The sequence below is a fragment of the Duganella fentianensis genome, from assembly GCF_009857835.1.
Taxonomy (GTDB): Bacteria; Pseudomonadota; Gammaproteobacteria; order Burkholderiales; family Burkholderiaceae_D; genus Rugamonas; species Rugamonas fentianensis.
This window is the reverse complement of sequence record NZ_WWCL01000002.1, coordinates 735,275-753,456: the sequence shown is the minus strand read 5'-3', so window position 1 is coordinate 753,456 and position 18,182 is coordinate 735,275. Positions and strand designations below refer to the sequence as shown.

12 protein-coding genes are annotated in these 18,182 nt (G+C 62.3%); 3 read left to right on the top strand and 9 right to left on the bottom strand.

The genetic code is table 11. The features are described from left to right. Window positions 1-101: 101 nt before the first annotated feature. Window positions 102-920 (bottom strand): inositol monophosphatase family protein, encoded by an 819-nt coding sequence (locus GTP23_RS11205; RefSeq protein WP_161035199.1) that lies wholly within the window; start codon window positions 918-920, stop codon window positions 102-104. A 98-nt stretch (window positions 921-1,018) separates the two neighbouring features. On the opposite strand from GTP23_RS11205, the gene GTP23_RS11200 reads away from it, so the two are divergent. Next, window positions 1,019-1,780 carry an AraC family transcriptional regulator gene (locus GTP23_RS11200; protein ID WP_161035198.1) on the top strand — a complete coding sequence of 254 codons (762 nt, stop codon included), beginning with the start codon at window positions 1,019-1,021 and terminating at the stop codon, window positions 1,778-1,780. A 70-nt stretch (window positions 1,781-1,850) separates the two neighbouring features. Beyond that, complete coding sequence (locus GTP23_RS11195) at window positions 1,851-2,552, top strand: helix-turn-helix transcriptional regulator (protein WP_161035197.1); 702 nt, start codon at window positions 1,851-1,853, stop codon at window positions 2,550-2,552. On the opposite strand, the gene GTP23_RS11190 is transcribed toward GTP23_RS11195, so the two are convergent. The 8 genes from GTP23_RS11190 to GTP23_RS11155 form a co-directional block, all read right to left on the bottom strand. Further along, entirely contained in the window at window positions 2,497-3,408 is a 912-nt protein-coding gene (locus GTP23_RS11190) for a sterol desaturase family protein (protein ID WP_161035196.1), read from the bottom strand. The two genes, GTP23_RS11195 and GTP23_RS11190, sit on opposite strands and share 56 nt — an antisense overlap. Before the next feature lie 138 nt (window positions 3,409-3,546). Next, on the bottom strand, window positions 3,547-4,530 hold the full coding sequence (locus GTP23_RS11185) for a response regulator (RefSeq protein WP_161035195.1): 984 nt from the start codon (window positions 4,528-4,530) through the stop codon (window positions 3,547-3,549). A 22-nt stretch (window positions 4,531-4,552) separates the two neighbouring features. Further along, window positions 4,553-8,212, bottom strand: coding sequence for a PAS domain S-box protein (locus tag GTP23_RS11180; RefSeq protein ID WP_202412136.1), 3,660 nt, complete (start codon window positions 8,210-8,212; stop codon window positions 4,553-4,555). A gap of 284 nt (window positions 8,213-8,496) precedes the next feature. After that, window positions 8,497-9,504 carry a sensor domain-containing diguanylate cyclase gene (locus GTP23_RS11175; protein ID WP_161035193.1) on the bottom strand — a complete coding sequence of 336 codons (1,008 nt, stop codon included), beginning with the start codon at window positions 9,502-9,504 and terminating at the stop codon, window positions 8,497-8,499. A gap of 298 nt (window positions 9,505-9,802) precedes the next feature. Continuing rightward, entirely contained in the window at window positions 9,803-12,517 is a 2,715-nt protein-coding gene (locus GTP23_RS11170) for a TonB-dependent receptor (protein ID WP_161035192.1), read from the bottom strand. A gap of 47 nt (window positions 12,518-12,564) precedes the next feature. After that, window positions 12,565-13,788 (bottom strand): MFS transporter, encoded by a 1,224-nt coding sequence (locus GTP23_RS11165; protein WP_161035191.1) that lies wholly within the window; start codon window positions 13,786-13,788, stop codon window positions 12,565-12,567. Next, the gene (locus GTP23_RS11160) at window positions 13,785-14,693 is read right to left on the bottom strand and encodes a carbohydrate kinase family protein (protein ID WP_161035190.1); all 909 of its coding nucleotides are present in this window, start codon (window positions 14,691-14,693) and stop codon (window positions 13,785-13,787) included. Before GTP23_RS11160 ends, GTP23_RS11165 begins: the two co-directional genes overlap by 4 nt. A gap of 119 nt (window positions 14,694-14,812) precedes the next feature. After that, a complete protein-coding gene (locus GTP23_RS11155) occupies window positions 14,813-16,060 on the bottom strand; it encodes an ROK family transcriptional regulator (RefSeq protein WP_161035189.1) in 1,248 nt (415 codons plus the stop codon). Window positions 16,061-16,229: 169 nt separating this feature from the next. Between GTP23_RS11155 and GTP23_RS11150 the strand changes: the two genes are divergently transcribed. Beyond that, window positions 16,230-18,128, top strand: coding sequence for a glycoside hydrolase family 9 protein (locus GTP23_RS11150; protein ID WP_161035188.1), 1,899 nt, complete (start codon window positions 16,230-16,232; stop codon window positions 18,126-18,128). Window positions 18,129-18,182 lie beyond the last annotated feature (54 nt).

Below are 18,182 nucleotides of genomic sequence, written 5' to 3'. Positions count from 1 at the left end.
AAGTTCGCCACCATACCATTTTCTATAAAGACAAGCTAGCAAAAAGGCAACCCTGCGACCAGCAGCCGGCTGCGCGGCTGGCAGGTGGCTACCTGCCAGCCTCACGCCACCGGATGGCCTGCCAGTAGTTTCAGCATGGCGGGCTGGAGCGATGGCGTCAGTGCCAGTATTCCCGCGCTAGCCCAGTCCAGCTCGCTGCCATCCAGCCCCGTCACTACAGCGCCGGCCTCGCTAGCGATCAGCATGCCGGGCAGCCAGTCGTACAGGGTACTGCCCTGCTCCCAGTAGCCATGCAACTGCCCCGCAGCGAGCTGGCATAGCGATAGTGATGCCGGCCCCATCCAGCGCTGCGCCAGCACATGGGGCACGATGCTGGCCAGCCGGCGCAGAAAAGCATCCACTTCCTGCTGCGGGCGCGGCGGATAGTTGGGAAAGCTGGTGCCCAGCATGGCCATGGCCAGCTGCTGCTGTAACGCGACGGTCATGGGCCTGCCGTTGGCCGTCGCGCCCTCGCCCTGCGCAGCGCAATACAGCATGCCCAGTGCGGGGTGCAGCACCCAGGCCAGCACAGCGCGCCCATCGATCAGCAAAGTCAGCGTCATGGTCCAGAGCGGCAAGCCATGCAGATACTGTACTGCGCCGTCTACCGGGTCGAACAGCCAGTAAGCGGGATACTCGGCTTGCAGTTGCTGCGGTCGTATTCCGGGCTGGGCCAGCGGCAGCGCCGGGGCCAGCTCGCGCAGCAGCGGCGCCAGTGCGGCATGGGCCCGGCGACAGGCTGCTTCCAGCGTCTGCTTCATCAGGGCCGGATCGGCCATGGCCTGCCGGGGCTGGCGCTGCAGCAGGGTATCGCCTAGATCGCGCAAAGGCTGGGCCAGGCGCGCCAGTAACTGGCGGTCTACAGGATGGGGGGTGTACATGGCTATCTCCGCTACGATGATGGAAAACACAGTGTGGGCGCAACCGGCTTGCGCCGCTAACGCTAGAATGACAAAAACTATCTGCCGCTGGCCAAACCATGGAATTACTTGCCACCCGCACCATCACGCATAGCGACGAGCTACATGACGCGCTGCATAGCCACGCCCAGGGGCAGCTGTTCTGTGTGCAGTCCGGCGTGGTCAGCGTACAGACCGAGACCGGCCGCTGGCTGCTGCCGCCCGGCTGTCTGGGCTGGGTGCCGCCATGGCAAGCCCACGCGGCGACCAGCCGTGGCCCGCTGCAGGCCGTCAGCCGTTACTTCGACGAGACCGGCTCCCGCGCCTGCATGCCCGCCACACTGACCGTAGTACGCAGCACGCCATTGCTGCAGGCTCTGCTCGATGGCCTGCCCGCAGCTGGCGCCGCACGACAGCACTATCTGCAGACCTTTGCCCATGCGCTGGGAATGTGTGCGCCGCTGACCGGCTTCCTGCCCATGCCTGGCCACCCCGCCCTGCAGGCGCTGGTACAGCATCTGTTGCAGCATCCGGCCGATGCAGCCGATTTCGGGCAATGGGCCCAGCGCTGCCATATGTCGCGCCGCACACTGACGCGCCGCTTCAGCGCAGAAACAGGCTGGAGCCTGGGGCTGTGGCACCGCCAGATGCGTTTGCAATGCGCACTGGAACAGCTGGCCCATGGGCTGCCCGTCACCACTGTGGCGTTCGATTGCGGCTACCAGAGCGTCAGCGCCTTCATTGCCGTGTTTCGGGCCCGCTACGGCCTTACGCCCCGAGCATGGCAGCTAGCCCATGCGGCAGCGCCGGCTGAACCGCACAGCAAGGCCGCAGCGGGCTGAAGCACCCGCCCCGCCGTTACGCTACACTGGCGCTCTTGCCGACACCACCAGCACGGGGCTGGAAACTGCCATGGACCTGCACTACGGCTGGACGGGAAAGCTGGAGATCGGCGACCGCTGGGCCATCTGGCGTGGCGCCGTGGGAGACAGCCAGCCGCACCGGCATTACGCCGCCCAGGCGGTACTATCAACCGAAGCGGCCACCGTGGCCTTTGCAGATGGCGAACTGGGCAGCGGCACTTGCCTGCTGATAGCCCCGCTGCTGCCCCACCGTCTGCTGCCGCATGCGCAGGCCGCGATACTGTTTGTGGAACCGGGGGCAGCTGTAGTGACGGGCCTCGATCCAGCGTGGCTGGCCCAGATCCGCATCGCCATAGCCCGCAGCGCTACGCCCCCCTCGCCGTTCTGGCAGCACTGGGTCATGCAGGCAGAGCAGCCAGCCGCGCCCCAGCCTGACTGGGTCGAACAGGCGCGCAAGCTGATCGATCAGGCACTGGGCGAAGGCAATGTTTCGCTGCCAGCCATCGCCCGCCATTTTCCATGGTCGCCGGAGCGCTTCCGCCATCGGCTGGCCCTAGCCCTGGGCACACCCTTTCGCCGCTTTGTGCTGTGGCGCAGGCTGAGGCTGGCCGCGACGCTGCTGGCGCAAGGCTGCGACGCCACTCAAGCCGCCCATGGCGCAGGATTCGCCGATGCGGCCCACTTCGCCCGTACCCTCAAGCGTCAGTTTGGCGTGACGGCGAGCCAGGCGCTGTTACAGCCGCCCCGCTAACACTGGCCGCCGGCCGGAACGGTGCAAGCAGCTGCGCCCGGTAGTTGCGCGGATAGTCGGGCTGTGTGCCTATGCCAAACTCGCCCGGCACGAAACGGCGCTGAGGGTCGTAGACGGCAGTGCCTAACAGCCGGTCCCAGAGGGTGGTGAACAGGCCAAAGTTGACGTCGCCGATGCCGGCCCAGCGCTGGTGGTGAAAACGGTGCAGCGGCGCCAGTGCCAGCAAATAGCGCAAAGGGCCCAAACGCATATCCACATTCGAGTGCTGCAGCAACAACTGCAAGGCCACGGAAAAGCCCAGCAATCCGGCGACGGACTGGGGTAGCCCGATCAGCAGCAGCGGCCCGGTACCGGCCATGGTTTCTATCAGCTGATGCAAAGGATGCTTGACCAGACCATTCAATCCATAGAAACGCGTTCCCGCATGGTGTACCGCATGAAAGCGCCACAACAAGGCAGAGCGGTGGCTAAGCCAGTGCATCAGGGTGATGCCGCAGTCAGCCACCAGCACAGCCAGCAGCCATTGCCAGACCAGAGGCCAGTGCTGCGGCCAGTAGCTATGCCAGGGCGAATAGCCGGACAACAGAGGGATAGCCAGTACGCCGAGCACCGTCGCCGTCTCATTCACGAAAGCGTGCGTCAGATCGCAGGCACTGGCACCGCGATTCCACGCCGCTTCATACGGCAGCAGCCGTTCCGCCCAGAACGATAGCAGCAGAGCGGCGAGCAGCAAGACCAGCAGCCAGGCATGGCTGGCATTCTGCTCGACCAGCCATAAGGCTGCGCCATTGAAACCCGCCAGCATGAGCGGGGCGTAGAGTAGCCGGATAGCGGCGAGGATGAGGCGGTGCGGCATGGCGATGCTCCGTGGACGCGTTGGGAATAGCGTCTAGCATCGGCGATAGCCGCCCATAATACTTGAACGTAGCGGTCGCCCCCGGCCATGTGCGGACTGTACCGGGGCTGGGCCGGCCCGGCCTCTGGCCGTCGGGCGTCAGTCGGCCCAGTTGTGCTGCACTTCGCGTATCTGCGGCTCCAGTGTCAGAAACAGTTCGGCCAGCACGGGATCGAAGTGCGTCCCCGCCTCTTTCCGGATCAGATCGAAAGCCTGCTCCACCGACCACGCGCTCTTATAGGGACGCACACTGGTCAGCGCATCGAACACATCGGCAATGGCCACGATGCGGGCTTCCAGCGGAATCTGCTCGCCGCTGATGCCGCGCGGATAACCGCTGCCATCCCATTTTTCATGGTGGTTGCGGGCGATGCTGGCCGCCATCCTGAGCAGACTGGAATCATCATCGCCCAGAATTTCGGCGCCGATATCGACATGGCTCTGCATGATTTTCCATTCATCCGCATCGAGCTTGCCCGGCTTGAGCAGCACTGCATCGGGGATGCCGATTTTTCCGATGTCATGCATGGGCGCTGCTTCGAACAGCTGTTCGACGAAGCCGGCATCACAGCCAGCCGCCAGTGCCAGATAGCGCGCAAAATGGCTCATGCGGATGACGTGCAAGCCCGTTTCATTGTCTTTATACTCGGCCGCTTTGCCCAGTTTGTGGATGATCTGCAAGCGGGTCTTTTCCAGCTCTTCCACCCGCACCAGCGATAGATGGGTTTTCACCCGGGCTTTGACGACGGCCGGGCTGACAGGCTTGCTGATGTAATCGACTGCCCCGGCCGCAAAACCGATGGCCTCATCATCGGCGTCGCTCAGGGCCGTCACGAAGATCACCGGAATCTTGCTGGTACTGGCCTGCTGCTTCAGGCTGCGGCAGACTTCCAGCCCCGTCATGCCGGGCATCATCACGTCCAGCAGGATCAGATCAGGCTGTTCCTGTTCGGCCAGCTCCAGCGCTTTCTGCCCGTTACGGGCAAATTGCAGACGATAGCTATCCTGCAAAATATTGCGCAATACCTGAAGGTTGGTGGGCTCGTCGTCGACCAGCAATAAATTGGGCAGAGAGTTAGACATAGGGTGCGCTCGGATTCTGTTTTTACGGAGATACTGCTTGGGCCAGCGTCTGCAGCAATCGGCTGACTTCCTTGTGGGCTTGTTCGAAATCGAAATCGTCCAGTGCTGCCTGCAGGCCCGAGGCTTGCTCTGCTGTTAGTGCGGGCAATAGCTGGCCTATCGCTTCATCGTCAAACGTGCTGCGACTATACGCATCCTGCAGACAGCGCAACAACGCCGGCACATCGACCTGCGCCTGCACAGGCTGGGCGTCCTGCTGTGCAGCGTACGCGCCATCCATTTTAGCGAGCTCGCTGCGCACCTGATCGAGCGCCGCTTCGAGTGCCTGCACCGCCCCGGGGGCTAGCGCTGCATCGTGTTCGATGGCGGCCGCAGCGGCCACCACACGGTTCAAGCCCAGATTGGCAGCCGCCCCTTTGATCTTGTGGGCCAGCGCGCCAAGCTGCTCCGGCGCGGCCGCCCGCTCCAGGCCGGAGAGCACATCCGGATTACCGATAAAGTTGCTGATCGCTTTCAGCAAACTGGCCGGTTCGCGCCAGCGGCTCAATGCACCATTCCAGTCCAGCCAGCTGTCGCCGGATGCGAGGGCCGTGCCTGATGGCGATGCCGGCGGCTGATCGGCATAACCGAGCACGCGCATGATTTCTGCTTCCAGCTCTACAAGATTGACGGGCTTGGTCGCAAAGCCGCGCATGCCGGCGGCAATCGCAGCGTCGCGGTCCTTGTTCAGCACACTGGCCGTCAGCGCAATGATTTCCGGGCAGGCCAGGCCGTTTTCGCCGGCACTGGCCAGTATCCTGCGGCTCGCTTCCAGTCCATCGATGTCGGGCATTTGCACATCCATCAGGATGATGTCGAACTGGCCGTGTTTGCAGGCGTCCAGCGCGGCCTGCCCGCCGTTTGCCGCCACCACCTGATGCCCCTTATCCTCGAGCATCAGGCGCAACAGTTCCAGATTTTCCGCCACATCGTCGGCAATCAGGATACGCAAATGCGGCAAGGCCGTTTGCGGCACCACCTTGGCGACGCGGGCCGCATTGCCCACCGTCAGAGGAATGATCACCTCGAAGCGGCTGCCCTGCCCCAGCACACTGCTCACCGTGATTTCGCCATCCATCAGGTCCACCAGCTGTTTGGCAATGGTGGTGCCCAGACCAGTTCCGCCAAAACGGCGCGACATCGATGCATCGGCCTGGGTAAAGGGCGCGAAGATGCTCTGGATGCGGTCTTCGGCAATGCCAATGCCCGTATCGTCGATCACGAAATGCAGCTGGCCCGCAGCCGCCGTCACGTTCAGGGTGACCTGGCCCTGCTCGGTAAATTTCACCGCATTGCCCAGAATATTGGTGAGAATCTGGCGCAGCCTCAATTCATCGGAGCGGATAAACACCGGGCAATCGGCGGCGTAATGGTAGTCCAGCCGGATATGCTTGGCCTCGGCCTGAAGGCGGAAGGTATTGATCAGCTGCTCGCATAAGTCATGCAGCGAAAAATCGTGTTCTTCGAGTTCGATGGCACCGCGCTCCAGCTTGGCCGTATCGAGTATGTCGTTGAGCAGCCCTAACAGCGATCGCGCCGATTGCTTGACGGTTTTCAGATAGCCCAGCTGTTTCTGGTCCAGCTCGGTTTTTAGCAGGATTTCCGTGAAGCCTATGATGGCATTCATAGGCGTGCGGATTTCGTGGCTCATATTGGCCAGGAACATGCCTTTGGCAGCGGAGGCCTGCTCGGCCACATCCTTGGCGCTGATCAGGTCCTGTTCTATCGCCTTTCTCTGCGCCAGGTCGGCCGCCAGCTTCACCACTTTCCATGGTTTGCCGTCCGTATCGAGAATCGGATTATAGGCCGCCTGCAGCCAGACTTTTTTGCCATGCTTGCCGACACGCTGGTATTCGCCGCTCTGGAACCGCCCTTCGCGCAACTTCTGCCAGAACACGGCATATTCTTCGCTAGCGGCTTCGGCCGGTGTGCAAAGCAGCTTGTGGTTCTTGCCACGCAATTCATCGAGACTGTAACCGCTGAGCTTTTCGAAATTCTCGTTGACGTCGAGGATGTTGCCCTGCATGTCGAATTCCGCCATGGCCAGCGATTTGCGGATCGCCATCACGATGCCCTGATATTCGGCCGCCTGTATCTTGGAAGCGGTGATATCGAGCATCACCCCATCTATCCACAGCGCCTTGCCGTCTTCGCCATACACCCCGCCCGCGCTTTCCGATAACCAGCGCTCACTGCCATCGCGGCGCAGAATGCGGTACTCGATGCTGTAGGAAACCCTCTGCTCCAGCGCGTTTGCCACGGCCGTACGCACAGCGTCAATATCGTTACGGTGTATCAGATCGGCATAGCTGACCCGCTTGCTCATGAACTCTTCGCGGCCCCAGCCCGTCAGCGCCAGCACGGAATCGCTGATGAATATCTTGCTCCATTCCGCATCCACTCTGCTGCGGAAAGAGACGCCGGGGATATTGGCGATCAGCGTGCGGTATTTGGCTTCGCGCTCCTGCAGTTCGGTCTGCATGGTGATGCGTTCGCTGATATCGGTAACAAAGCCGACAAAAAACTGTTCGCGCATCGTATGGGCCTGCCCCACGGCCAGCCGGATCGGGAACGTCGTGCCATCGGCACGGCGGGCCATCACTTCGCGGCTCTGCCCTATCACCTTGGCATTTCCTGTCGCCAGAAAATCGGCGATAAACTGATTGTGCTTGCTGTGGTAAGGCTCCGGCATCAGCACATGCACATTGCGTCCGATCAGCGCCTCGCTGGACCAGCCAAACATACGCGACACGGCAGCGTTAGCTGCCAGCACCGTTCCTCTGGAATCGATGGTGATGATGCCGTCCAGCGCCGTATCCACGATAGCCCGCAGCCGCTCCTCATTTTCCTGCATGCGGTTGTACAGCTGGCGCATGCGCAGCAGGAAGTTGCCGGCCAAAATCAGGCCGCTGGCGATCACCGTCACGATGGCGATAATCAGCGCCAGATAATGGTTCTCCTCGCCACTAATGACCTCATCGGTACCGGACAGGCTGATGAAGCGGGCCGCCGCCATGCCGGTGTAATGCATGGCCGAAATCGCCAGCCCCATCACGGTTCCGCCGATGAGTATCGCCGGCAGATTACCCAGGCGGCCGCGCTGCTGGAGGTCAAAGCGTATCCACAGGGCCAGCACGGCCATGCCCACCGCCACTACCAGCGACAATAGGAACCAGCCCGAGTCGTAGCGCAGCAGATATGCCATATGGATGGCGGCCATGCCGGAATAATGCATCAGGCCTATGCCTGCCCCCATCACGGTGCCGCTGACCAGCAGTTCGCGCCTGCTGAAATCATCTTTGCTGAGCAGGTTCAGGGCAAACCACGAGGCCAGTATGCCGGGCACCATGGACATCGCCGTCAGCAGCTTGCTATAGCTGACCGTGGCACAGAAGCTGTACGCCAGTATGCCGATGAAATGCATGGACCAGATGCCTACCCCTAGCGCCACAGAGCCGGACAGCAGGGCGAACTGCTTGTGCAACCGGGTTTCTGCCTGCCGGGCCAGCCCTGCCATCTGCATGGCCATCATGGAACTGAACACGGCGATCAGGATCGAGAGCGATACCAGGGGCAAGGAATAGCTTCCGCTCACATACAGAGCATCGGAAATTCCGGGCGAAGTGAAAAAATATTCGAGCATGTACAAATCCTGAACTAGAGCCCATCCTGGCATGGGTGTGCTGCAACGACAGCCACTTTATTATACTAAAGCAACTTATTGATGTAGGACAGATGAAGCAGGGGCAAATTCGCAGCCAAATATGCTGAGGCAGGAACTTACTATGGATTTGTATTAGACAATTACGGAATTTCTATCTCTGCCGTGGCATATTCTGCGCCACAACTCGAATAGCGGCTAGCACTCAAGCATGGTGGGTGGAATAGCCTGCATAGGCTGACTGTGCAGGACTGCTGGCCTGACGCTTACTTCTCCACCGCAGCGTGGCGCTGCTGCTTGGCACGGTACATGGCTTGATCGGCCTGGTCCATCAGTTCGTCCAGGTCGTAACCCTGTTCGGGGCAGATGGCATAGCCTATGCTGGCTGCCAGCGGCAATTCCCGTCCTTCGTACAGGAAAGGCGCGCTGATGGCGAGCCTGAGTCTGGCGCACTTGTCGTCCATGCTGGCACGGTCCCGTACGCTGGGCAGCAGCACGGCAAACTCATCGCCGCCAAGACGGGCAGCCAGATCGCCCTCGCGCAACACCTTGCCTATCCGCTGCGCTACCTGGCGGATGGCAGCATCGCCTGCCCGGTGCCCGCGGCTATCGTTGATGGTTTTCAAGCCATCCATATCGATGCTGATGATGGCCAGTTGGCTGTGGGCGCGCCGTGCCACGGCCAGTTGCTGGCGCAGACGGTCGTAGAACAGGGAACGATTGGCGAGGCCGGTCAGATCGTCGTGCGTGGCCCGAACGTAAAGATCGCTGGACTCGTACTTGGCTGCGTTGAAGATGGCGGCTCCGATCAGCTCGGATAGCAGCCCCAGTATCTGCGCGATTTCGGGGCTGAACGCGTGGGTGCGTACGGCTATGACTTTCAGCACACCGACGATGTCATGATCGTAGTGCAGTGGCACCACGAGCATGGAGCGGAAGCCGACTTTACGGCAGGCGGGTCTGTCCACACGGGGATCGGTTTCCGAGTCGTCACACTGGAGGATGCGGTTTTCTGTCACACACAGCCCCGACAGGCTGCCGCTACGCTGCAGGCGCAAGCCCAGCTGGCCTTCGGCGATGCCGGCCGTGGCGCGGTACACCATCTCGTCGCCTTCCGCCAGCTCCACCACCGCACCATCCCCATGGCAGAGCGACGAGGCATACTGGCAGACCAGCTGCATGACGCCACCCAGGTCCAGCCCCAGACGGGCAATTTCCGTCTGGACACGGATCACCTCTAGCAAGACCGACGGACTGATGCTGTTCGCTTTCATGCCAATACCCACCGTTGAACTTGGATCCAGTGTGGCGCATAGCATGTGAAAAGCCAATCTCATACCAGGGTCTGACCTAGCATACTAGCTCTACAGCAGCCACCACAGAGCGCAGGCGGGGGGAGCTGCGGCATAGCCCGCTGTGTACCGTTTGCTACGCCCGGCAGCTTATCCGTGTGTGGACGTCAGGTAACTTGATCTTACATAGTTTTGGCGCAGGGAGAGCGCGGTCATGTAAGCAACAGCATGGCCGGTGGCGTGCCGCGGCGGCGGCACGCCATCTCCCCTCACACGCGCCCTACCTGGCGATTTTCACCCCGAAGAATAACTGGCGACCGTTCGAGTAGAAGGCCTGCGGACGATCAGCCGTGGAGTAATACTTGAGCGTCGGATTGTTCAGGTTCAGCGCATCGAGCGTGAACGTGATATGGTCGTTCAGCTTGTAGTTGACGGAAATGGCCAGCGTCCCCATGCCGGCCGCGTACTGCGGCGCCACATTGGCCAGCCCGACCAGATAGGCGGAACGGTAGGAATAGGCCAGCCGCGTGCTGAAGCCGGCCTTCTCGTAATACACCTCGGCGTTATAGGTATTGGCCGAAGAACCGACCAGCGAGGCACCGTCTGCTGTGCGGCCATGGGCATAGGTGTAGTTGAGGGCGGCGCCAAAGTCCTGCCACAGCGGTTGCTGCCAGGCCAGCTCTATGCCCTTGTTTTTTGCCGCCACATTCAACGGCGTAGTGATGGTGAAATCGTCAAACTGGTTAATCGCGGTATTCAGGTAGCGCCGCTTGCTGTAGCCAAAGGCAATGTAGGACGGCATATCCATGTAGAAGACCGCGGCCGACAGCACCGACTGCGGCGCGTAATACCATTCCAGCGTGGCATCGGCATTGTAGGAACGCACAGGCTTCAGATCGGTATTGCCGCCCGTGCCGGTGGCGTTGATGTTGTTCAGCGTGACAGCCGGGGTCAGCGCCGAATAGTCAGGGCGCGACATGGTTTTCGACGCTGCCAGGCGGGCCACCAGATCCTTGCTCACATCGAAGCGCAGATTGGCGCTCGGCAGCACGTCGACGTAGTTGTGGCTTACCGTCTCGGCCACTGCATGGTTGTCCGCATCGAAGTTATAGCCCAGGCTGCGCTGACGGGTGCCGGCCACGCGCAGGCCGACATTGCCGCGCCAGCCATCGCCGGCCAGATTGGCCATGGCGTAAGCCGCGCTGACTTTCTCTTCGATGGCGAAATTGCCCTGATAGTTAGGCCCCAGATCGACATTGTTATACTGGCTGTGCCAGAGCGCCACCTTGGCCGGATCCAGCGTCCAGACACGCGACAGGAAACCGCTGCCGCCCCCCAGACTGCTGCCGTAATTAGCCGGCGTGGTTTCGCCATTCCATTGCGGCAGCGGCAGCGTTACGCCGGGGTTGCCTAAGCAGGCCGCCTCGCTATCGGTCGAGCAGCCGAAGTTGTGTCCATCGGCCTCCCGCTTGTGGGCGGCAAAGCGCACACCGAACTTGACGCTTTCCAGATGGCCCCAGTCCGTATCGGCCAGCGCGTCGATCTGGGCATAGCGCTCCTGATCCGTCACCCTGGCGCTGCTAGACCAGCTGCCGCCGTTGGTCACGTTGGCCGGATTGTTGAAGTTGGCCGCATCCACGCCGGGGAAGGATACGCTGGCTGGCCCGGAAGTGCCGTGCATCTGGTAGGACATGGCGGAGTTGGTCAGATACGCTTCATAGCCATAGTCATGCGGCGTTTCGCCCAGGCCGCGCGTATAGCCCAGCATGCCGGTAATCTGCAGGCGGTCGGTCGGGCGGTACTTGGCCGACAGGTCCAGATAGGACGCCATCGAAGCGGCCTTGGGGCGGTAGATCACATCGCGCAAGCCGGGGAAAGGCTGGTCGCCGCCCGGCGAGGCGCCGCTGGGATCGAAGTGGGTGACGGGGAAAGTCGCGGCCACCAGCGTGTTATTGCGCACCGTGTAGCTGGTCGGAGCTATGCCTTTTTCCAGCAGATCGGTAGGATTGGCCAGATAGTTGGTATCGTAGTTGGTGCCCTGGAAGTGCGAATAGAAGGCGTTGGCTTCCAGCGTCAGCGTCTTCACCGGTTTGACCTGCACATCGAGCAGGCCGCCCTGGCGTTTGCTCTGCTGGGTGAACAGTGCCGAGCCGATCTGCGAGGGATAGAGCACATCTTTCAGATCAGGATGGGCGGCAATCACATCGGGATGGGTGATCGTGCCCTGCCCCAGCAGGAATAGTTCCTGACCATCGCGGCGCTCTTTGCGCGACTCGGAAAACACTTGCGCCAGCACGCCCAGCGTCTTTTCCTCGTTACGCCAGTTCAGCAGCGCATTCGCCTGTGGCGAAGTTTTGCGCGGCAAGTCCGCATACATGGCCTGCGCCGTCGCTTCCAGCGTCAGCAGCTGCTTGAAGTCCAGCGGCTTGCGGGTGACGATGTTGACATTGCCGGTCGTGCCGCCTTCCGTGATATCGGCCTGCGCGCTCTTCAGCACTTCGACCGAGCCGACGATTTCCGACGGCAGCAGGGTGAAGCTGACGCTGCGTCCCACCGTGCCCGTCTGGTCGCCCACATACCAGTCACCAGTGGCGATGCTGTGACCGTTGACGGTAGTCTGGGTCAGGCTGGGATTGGTGCCCCGTATGCTGACGCGGTCGTTTTCCGAAAAGCCGCCCTGCCCGCCCGAGCCCGAGCTGATATTCACGCCTGCTACGCGCTGCACGGCATCGGCCACGTTCTTGTCCGGCAGCTTGCCGATGTCTTCGGCCGACACCACATCCATCACCGAATCGGCACCGCGCTTGCGCACCAGCGATTTTTCACGCGAGGAGCGCACACCGGTCACCACCACCTGTTCCACTTCTGCTTCGGCTGCAGTAGCAAGCACGGCAGCACTGCCAGCATTCGACTGCTGCGCCAACGCGCCGCTGCAATACTGGCCCAGCGCCATGGCCACGGCCAGCGCGAGCGGACTACGAGTGAGTTGTTTCATTTTGTCTCCAATCTTGTTGTCAATGGTGGAGCCCCGAACGGCGGGACTTACTGCTGCCCAAACAGCTGCGCAATGGGGAGCGTGTGATTACGGACCAGCGGACGAGCCCAGCCAGCGATGGCCAGAATGAAGCTCAGGGTCAGGAACAGCAGGGTCATCGCCAGGCGCAGCCCGATGCGATCCCCCAGAAAGCCCACTAGCAGCGGCAGCAGCGCGCCGCCGAGGATGCCGGTACACAAAATGCCGGACAGCGCACCGTGATGGGCCGGCACGGAATTGAGTGCCAGCGAAAAAATAATCGAGAACATCACCGACAGGCAGAAGCCCGCAGCGGGGAAGGCCAGTACGGCCTGCGCTGCCGATCCGAACAGCGCCAGTGCCACACAGCCCAGTGCCAGCAAGGAAAACAGTGCCAGCACACGGCGCGAGTCCAGCAGCTTGAGCAGCCCCAGTCCCGTCAGGCAGCCCAGCGCCATCAGGCCCCAGAAGCGCGCCACCGCATCGGCACCGGCGCCGCTGGGCGACAGGTGGTGATAGGTGCTGAGGAATTGCGACATCCAGTTGGCCAGCGTCTGCTCGCTGCCCACATAGGCCACCAGTCCGACGAAGAACAGCCACACATCGCGCCGCGCTAGCAGCACCCGGTAGGCCTGCCAGCCGCTGGTCTTTTCATCGTCCTTGAGTGCCAGCGTGGGCAGCGGCAGCAGCTGGTTGGCCACCAGCAGCAGCACGAACAGCACGCTGAACGCCCAGTAGAAGCCTACCCACACACCGGCCGTCGCAGGCGCACCACCCGTGCCGGCCTGCTCCATCATGCGGCTGAACACTAGCGGACTGAGGAAGGAAGCCAGCCCGAAGATCAGCTGCGCCATCACAGAATAGAACGCAAACTGGGCTTCGCCGCCGACGGTGCGCAGCAAAGGGTTGACCACCACCTGCAGCAGCGCCATGCCCAGCCCGATGGTGAACAGCCCGCCTATCACGGCGGCATAACGCGGCTGGATGGCAATCGCCAGTGCGCCCGCCAGATTGAGCAGGAAGGCCAGCCTCAGCGTGCTGCGCCCGCCCTTGCGTTCCACCAGCAGGCCGCCCGGTATCGAGATCAGGCCGTAGGCGAGGAAGAAGGAGAATGGCAGAAAGCCCGCCATGGACAGGCTCAGGTGAAACTCTTCTATCATGATGGGCATCAGCGGCCCGATCAGGTTGGTGACAAAGGAAATCACGAACCAGATCAGCATGATGTAGGCCATGATCAGGGTACGCTGGCTCATGCTGCCTCCGCCGTCCAGCCATCCTGCTGCAGACAGCCGGCCAGTTCGCCGGGGACGATGGCGCTGCGCGGGAAGCGCTGCAGAATCGCTACGGCCGCCTGACAGCCTGCCGCCAGCGCCTGTGCCAGACTGCCGCCGCGCAGCCGCATGGCCAGATAGCCGGCGTTAAAGGAATCACCGGCACCGATGGTGTCGAAGATCTCCGCACGGGCCGAACGATGGTCTATGCGCTGGCCGGCCTGCAGGCCGGTAACGCCTTGCGCGCCCGTCTTGACGATGATGCTGGCCTCCGGCTGGCTCGCCAGCGCCAGCCGTGCCAGCGCCGTGTCCAGATCAGCCGCGCCGGTAATGCTGAGCGCCTCCAGCTCGTTGATCAGCAAGTGGTCGCACAGCGGCAGCCAGCTGGCCACCAGCGCCAGATTGGTGTCGTTCCACTGGTCGGACGGCCAGCCCGTATCGAGCGCCACCTGATAGCCGAGCGCACGTATCGCTTGCAGCAAACGGATGTAATGAGCGCGCAAGCGCGGCAGCAGGAAGACGCCCGTCAGCAGGACGATGGCGCCCTGGCTGCTGGCTGGCGGCAGGTGGGCCAGCACATATTCGCAGGACAGCTCTTCCAGATGGCCGTGGGTGGTAAAGAAATTGCGCTCGCCGCAGGCGTGCATCAGTCCCACTGACACCGTGCTGGGCCGGTCGCAGATTTGCAGATCGGTGCGCACGCCGTGGAACTGGGCTTGCAGCAGGCGGCCCAGTTCGTCGTTGCCGATGGCCGAGATCAGATGGGCCGGCAAGCCCAGATGGCGCAAGGCCAGCGCCGTGTTGGCTGCCGAACCGCCGGCGCGCAGCTCGCTGCGCGGCAGCAGCACTTCCGTGCCGATCTGGGGCCAGCCGTCGATAGACCCCATGACGAGATCAACGCCGAGGTCACCAATGATGGTTAAAGGGGGATGAGGTGTGTTCATGCCCCCAACTGTAGAACACGATTATTCCAGTGTCAATAAATAAAACCATTGGATGTATTTAATCAGACACTCCCTGTCCGGCGCTGTTGCCCCAGCAGTTCTGCTGCGTCCAGCTCGCTGCGCGGCTCTGATTGCAGCACGTCCAGACGGGGCGATAACATGTCGTACAAAGGCAACACGGCCGCACCTAAAATCGAACTATCCTGCTCGCGCTCGGACAGCATGATGCGCTGGGCCGCACCCGGCACGCCGCCCCGCACGGAACGGTGCAGCGGCTGCGCCAGCTCGACCAGATGGGCCACCAGCGCCTTCGGTGCCGAACCGCCGATCACGATGGTGTGAGGGTCCAGCATGTTTTCGATGGTGCAGATGGCATCGCGCAGACAGGCGGCAGCGGACTCGCACCAGGCCGTGAACGCGGGCTGGCCGCCCTGCTCTATCCATTGCTCGATGGGGCTGTCGTGGATCTTGCTGCTCTCCACGCCGAGCGCCTCGGCCAGCGAAAACAGCGAAACATAGCGTTCCAGACAGCCGCTATTGCCGCAATAGCAGGCGCGCCCGTCCTTGACCACGGGAATGTGGCCAATCTCCGTAGCATTGCCGCTGGCGCCGCGGTAGGCCGAACGGCCATCGACCAGCACCCCGCCCAGCCCCATGCCCATATGCAGATAGAAGAAGTTATCGATGGATTTGGCCACGCCGAACAGGTTTTCGCCCAGCGCACCGGCCACGCTATCGACGCTGTAGAACACGGGCAGGCCCGTTGCATGGCGCAAATCGTCCAGCACGGCCAGATTGCCCCAGCCTTCCAGCGAGGTGGGACCGATGAAACTGACTTCGCTGGTGACCAGCGGCCCCGGCAGCGCCACGCCCACCCCCCAGATCCGCCCCTGCGCCCCGCGCCGCAGCTCGCGCACCAGATCGAGCATGGCCAGCAGCACGCGCTGGGGATCGGACGTATCGACCTCGACGTGGCGGCGCTCCTGCACCTCGCCCACCAGACTGACCAGCGCGGCCGAAGCCTTGCCGTTTTCCAGACTGATGCCGATGGCCCCGCCCGCCGCCGGATTGAGGGCAAATTCTATCGGCGGCTGGCCGCGCGCCTTATCGGCTTTCTGGCGGCGCGAAACGATCAGGCCTATAGCTTCCAGATCATTGGTAATGTTGGTCACGGTCTGGGGGCTGAGCGACACGCTATCGACGATTTCCTTGCGGGACATCGCGCCTTGCTGGCGTATGAGGTCGAGTACAACGCGCCGGTTATAGGGTGCGCTCGATTGTTGATTCGTGCCGCGAGCTGTGATTTTCATGAAAGAGCATTCAGACAGTAAAGCGTAAATGATACCGCAAGCCAGCGCGGATGACGGACTGCTAGTCGCTCAATAATAAATACAATCAATGTTTGTAATGATTGACGCAGCCCCGGCCTGGCCGTATAGTGCAGCGGACAGCCCATCCCCACCAGAAAAAAGGCGCACCATGAGACGAACTCCGCTAGTCCGACTACTCCCCCTGTTCCTGCTCGTTGCCGGCAGCGCACTCGTCAGCAGCCAGGCCTGCGCTGCCAGCACGCCAGAGGTGAGCGCCATACTGCCAGTCAGCGCCACCACCCCGCTCAGCGTGCAGATCAATCAGGTGGCACTGGACAGCCATGGTCCGAAGATCGCGCTGGTCGAAGCACGTAGCGCCACCACCCAAGGCAGTTACCGCGTGCTGCGCAACGCACAGCAGGTCGGCAGCGGCCCGTTGCAAGCCCTGCCCGCCTTTAGCGACTGGGGCGCGGGCCTGCACTATTTTGCCGTCGACTTCTCCCGCTATACTGAAGTGGGCGACTACCAGATCGAAGTCGAACTCGATGGCCAGCTGGCCACCACGCCCGCCGTGCCGGTCAGCGACAACGCCCTGTTCACCCGCACGGCCACCCAGTTGCTCGACTACTTCCGCAAGAGCCGCAACACCAGTGCAGCCGATCACCGCATACGCATCTTCGGCACCCAGCGTTTTGTCGATGTCTGGGGCGGCTGGAACGATGCGGGTGGCGATAACGGCAAATACCTGTCGCACCTGTCGTATGCCCACTTCTTCAATCCCCAGCAAGCTTCGCTGGCCACCTGGGTACTGGCCAGCACGGCTGATCAGGCGCCCGAACTGTACCGGCAGGCCGGACTGGAAACGGCCGTACGCGAAGAAGCCTTCTGGGGTGCCGACTATCTGCACCGCATACTGGACCGGCGGGGCTATTTCTACCTGACGGTGTTCGACAAATGGGGCACCGACAATGCCGAACGCGTGGTGACCGGCTTCGAAGGCATAGACGGCGTCTACACCAAAAACTACAAATCCTCTTTCCGCGCCGGCGGCGGCATGGCTATTGCCGCACTGGCAAGGGCGGCGCTGCTCGCGCGCCACACGGGCCAGCATGGCCAGTACAAGGCAGCAACCTATCTGGCCGATGCGGAGCGCGCCTTTGCCCACTTACAGCAGCACAACCGCGACTACTGTAGCGACGGCAAGGAAAACATCATCGACGACTACACGGCGCTGATGGCCGCTGTCGAACTGCATCACGCCACGCGTCAGCCGCGCTACCTCGCTGCGGCACGGCTGCGTGCTGCCAGCCTGTCCGCCCGCCTGAAACCTGGCGGCTACTTCACCAGCGATCAGGCTGACCGGCCGTTCTACCATGGCGTCGAAGCGGGCCTGCCCATCATCAGTCTGGCCTACTATCAGGCCATCGAAACCGATGCGGGCTTGCGCGCACAAGCGCGACTGACCATCGCCACGGCACTGGAGCAGCAGCTTGCACTTGATCGCGAGGTGGCCAATCCCTACAACTATGCGCGCCAGATATTCCGCACCTTTGAACAGGGCAAGCTGTCCGGCGAATTGCAGCGCGGCTTCTTCATGCCGCATGCGAACGAGACGGGTTACTGGTGGCAAGGCGAAAGCGCGCGCCTGTCCTCGCTCAGCACGGCAGCGCTGCTGGGCGGCCGTATCAGCCATGCCGATGCGGCCGGTCCTTACGGCGTACGGCAGGATCTGGCCGAGTTCGCCCAGAATCAGGTGGACTGGACGCTGGGCCGCAACCCGTATGGCATGACCATGCTGTATGGCTACGGCCAGCGCAACCCGCCCCATGCGGAGAGCGCCGGCACCATGCTGGTTGGCGGCATCTCCAACGGCATCACGGGAGCACAGGACAGTCCCACCGGCGCCGGCATAGAATTCAGCCCCGGCCCTGACGAAAACCAGTGGCGCTGGGTGGAGCAGTGGCTGCCGCATAGCGCTTGGATGCTGCTCAATGCGACGGCCATGGCGCCAGCCTCCAAGCCATCGCATAAGCCGCCGCACGCGGCGTTGCCTTCACCATCCCGCTAGACCGTACATCGGCCCAGCCCCGCGCTAGCGCGGCGGCCGGGCACTACGCATCTC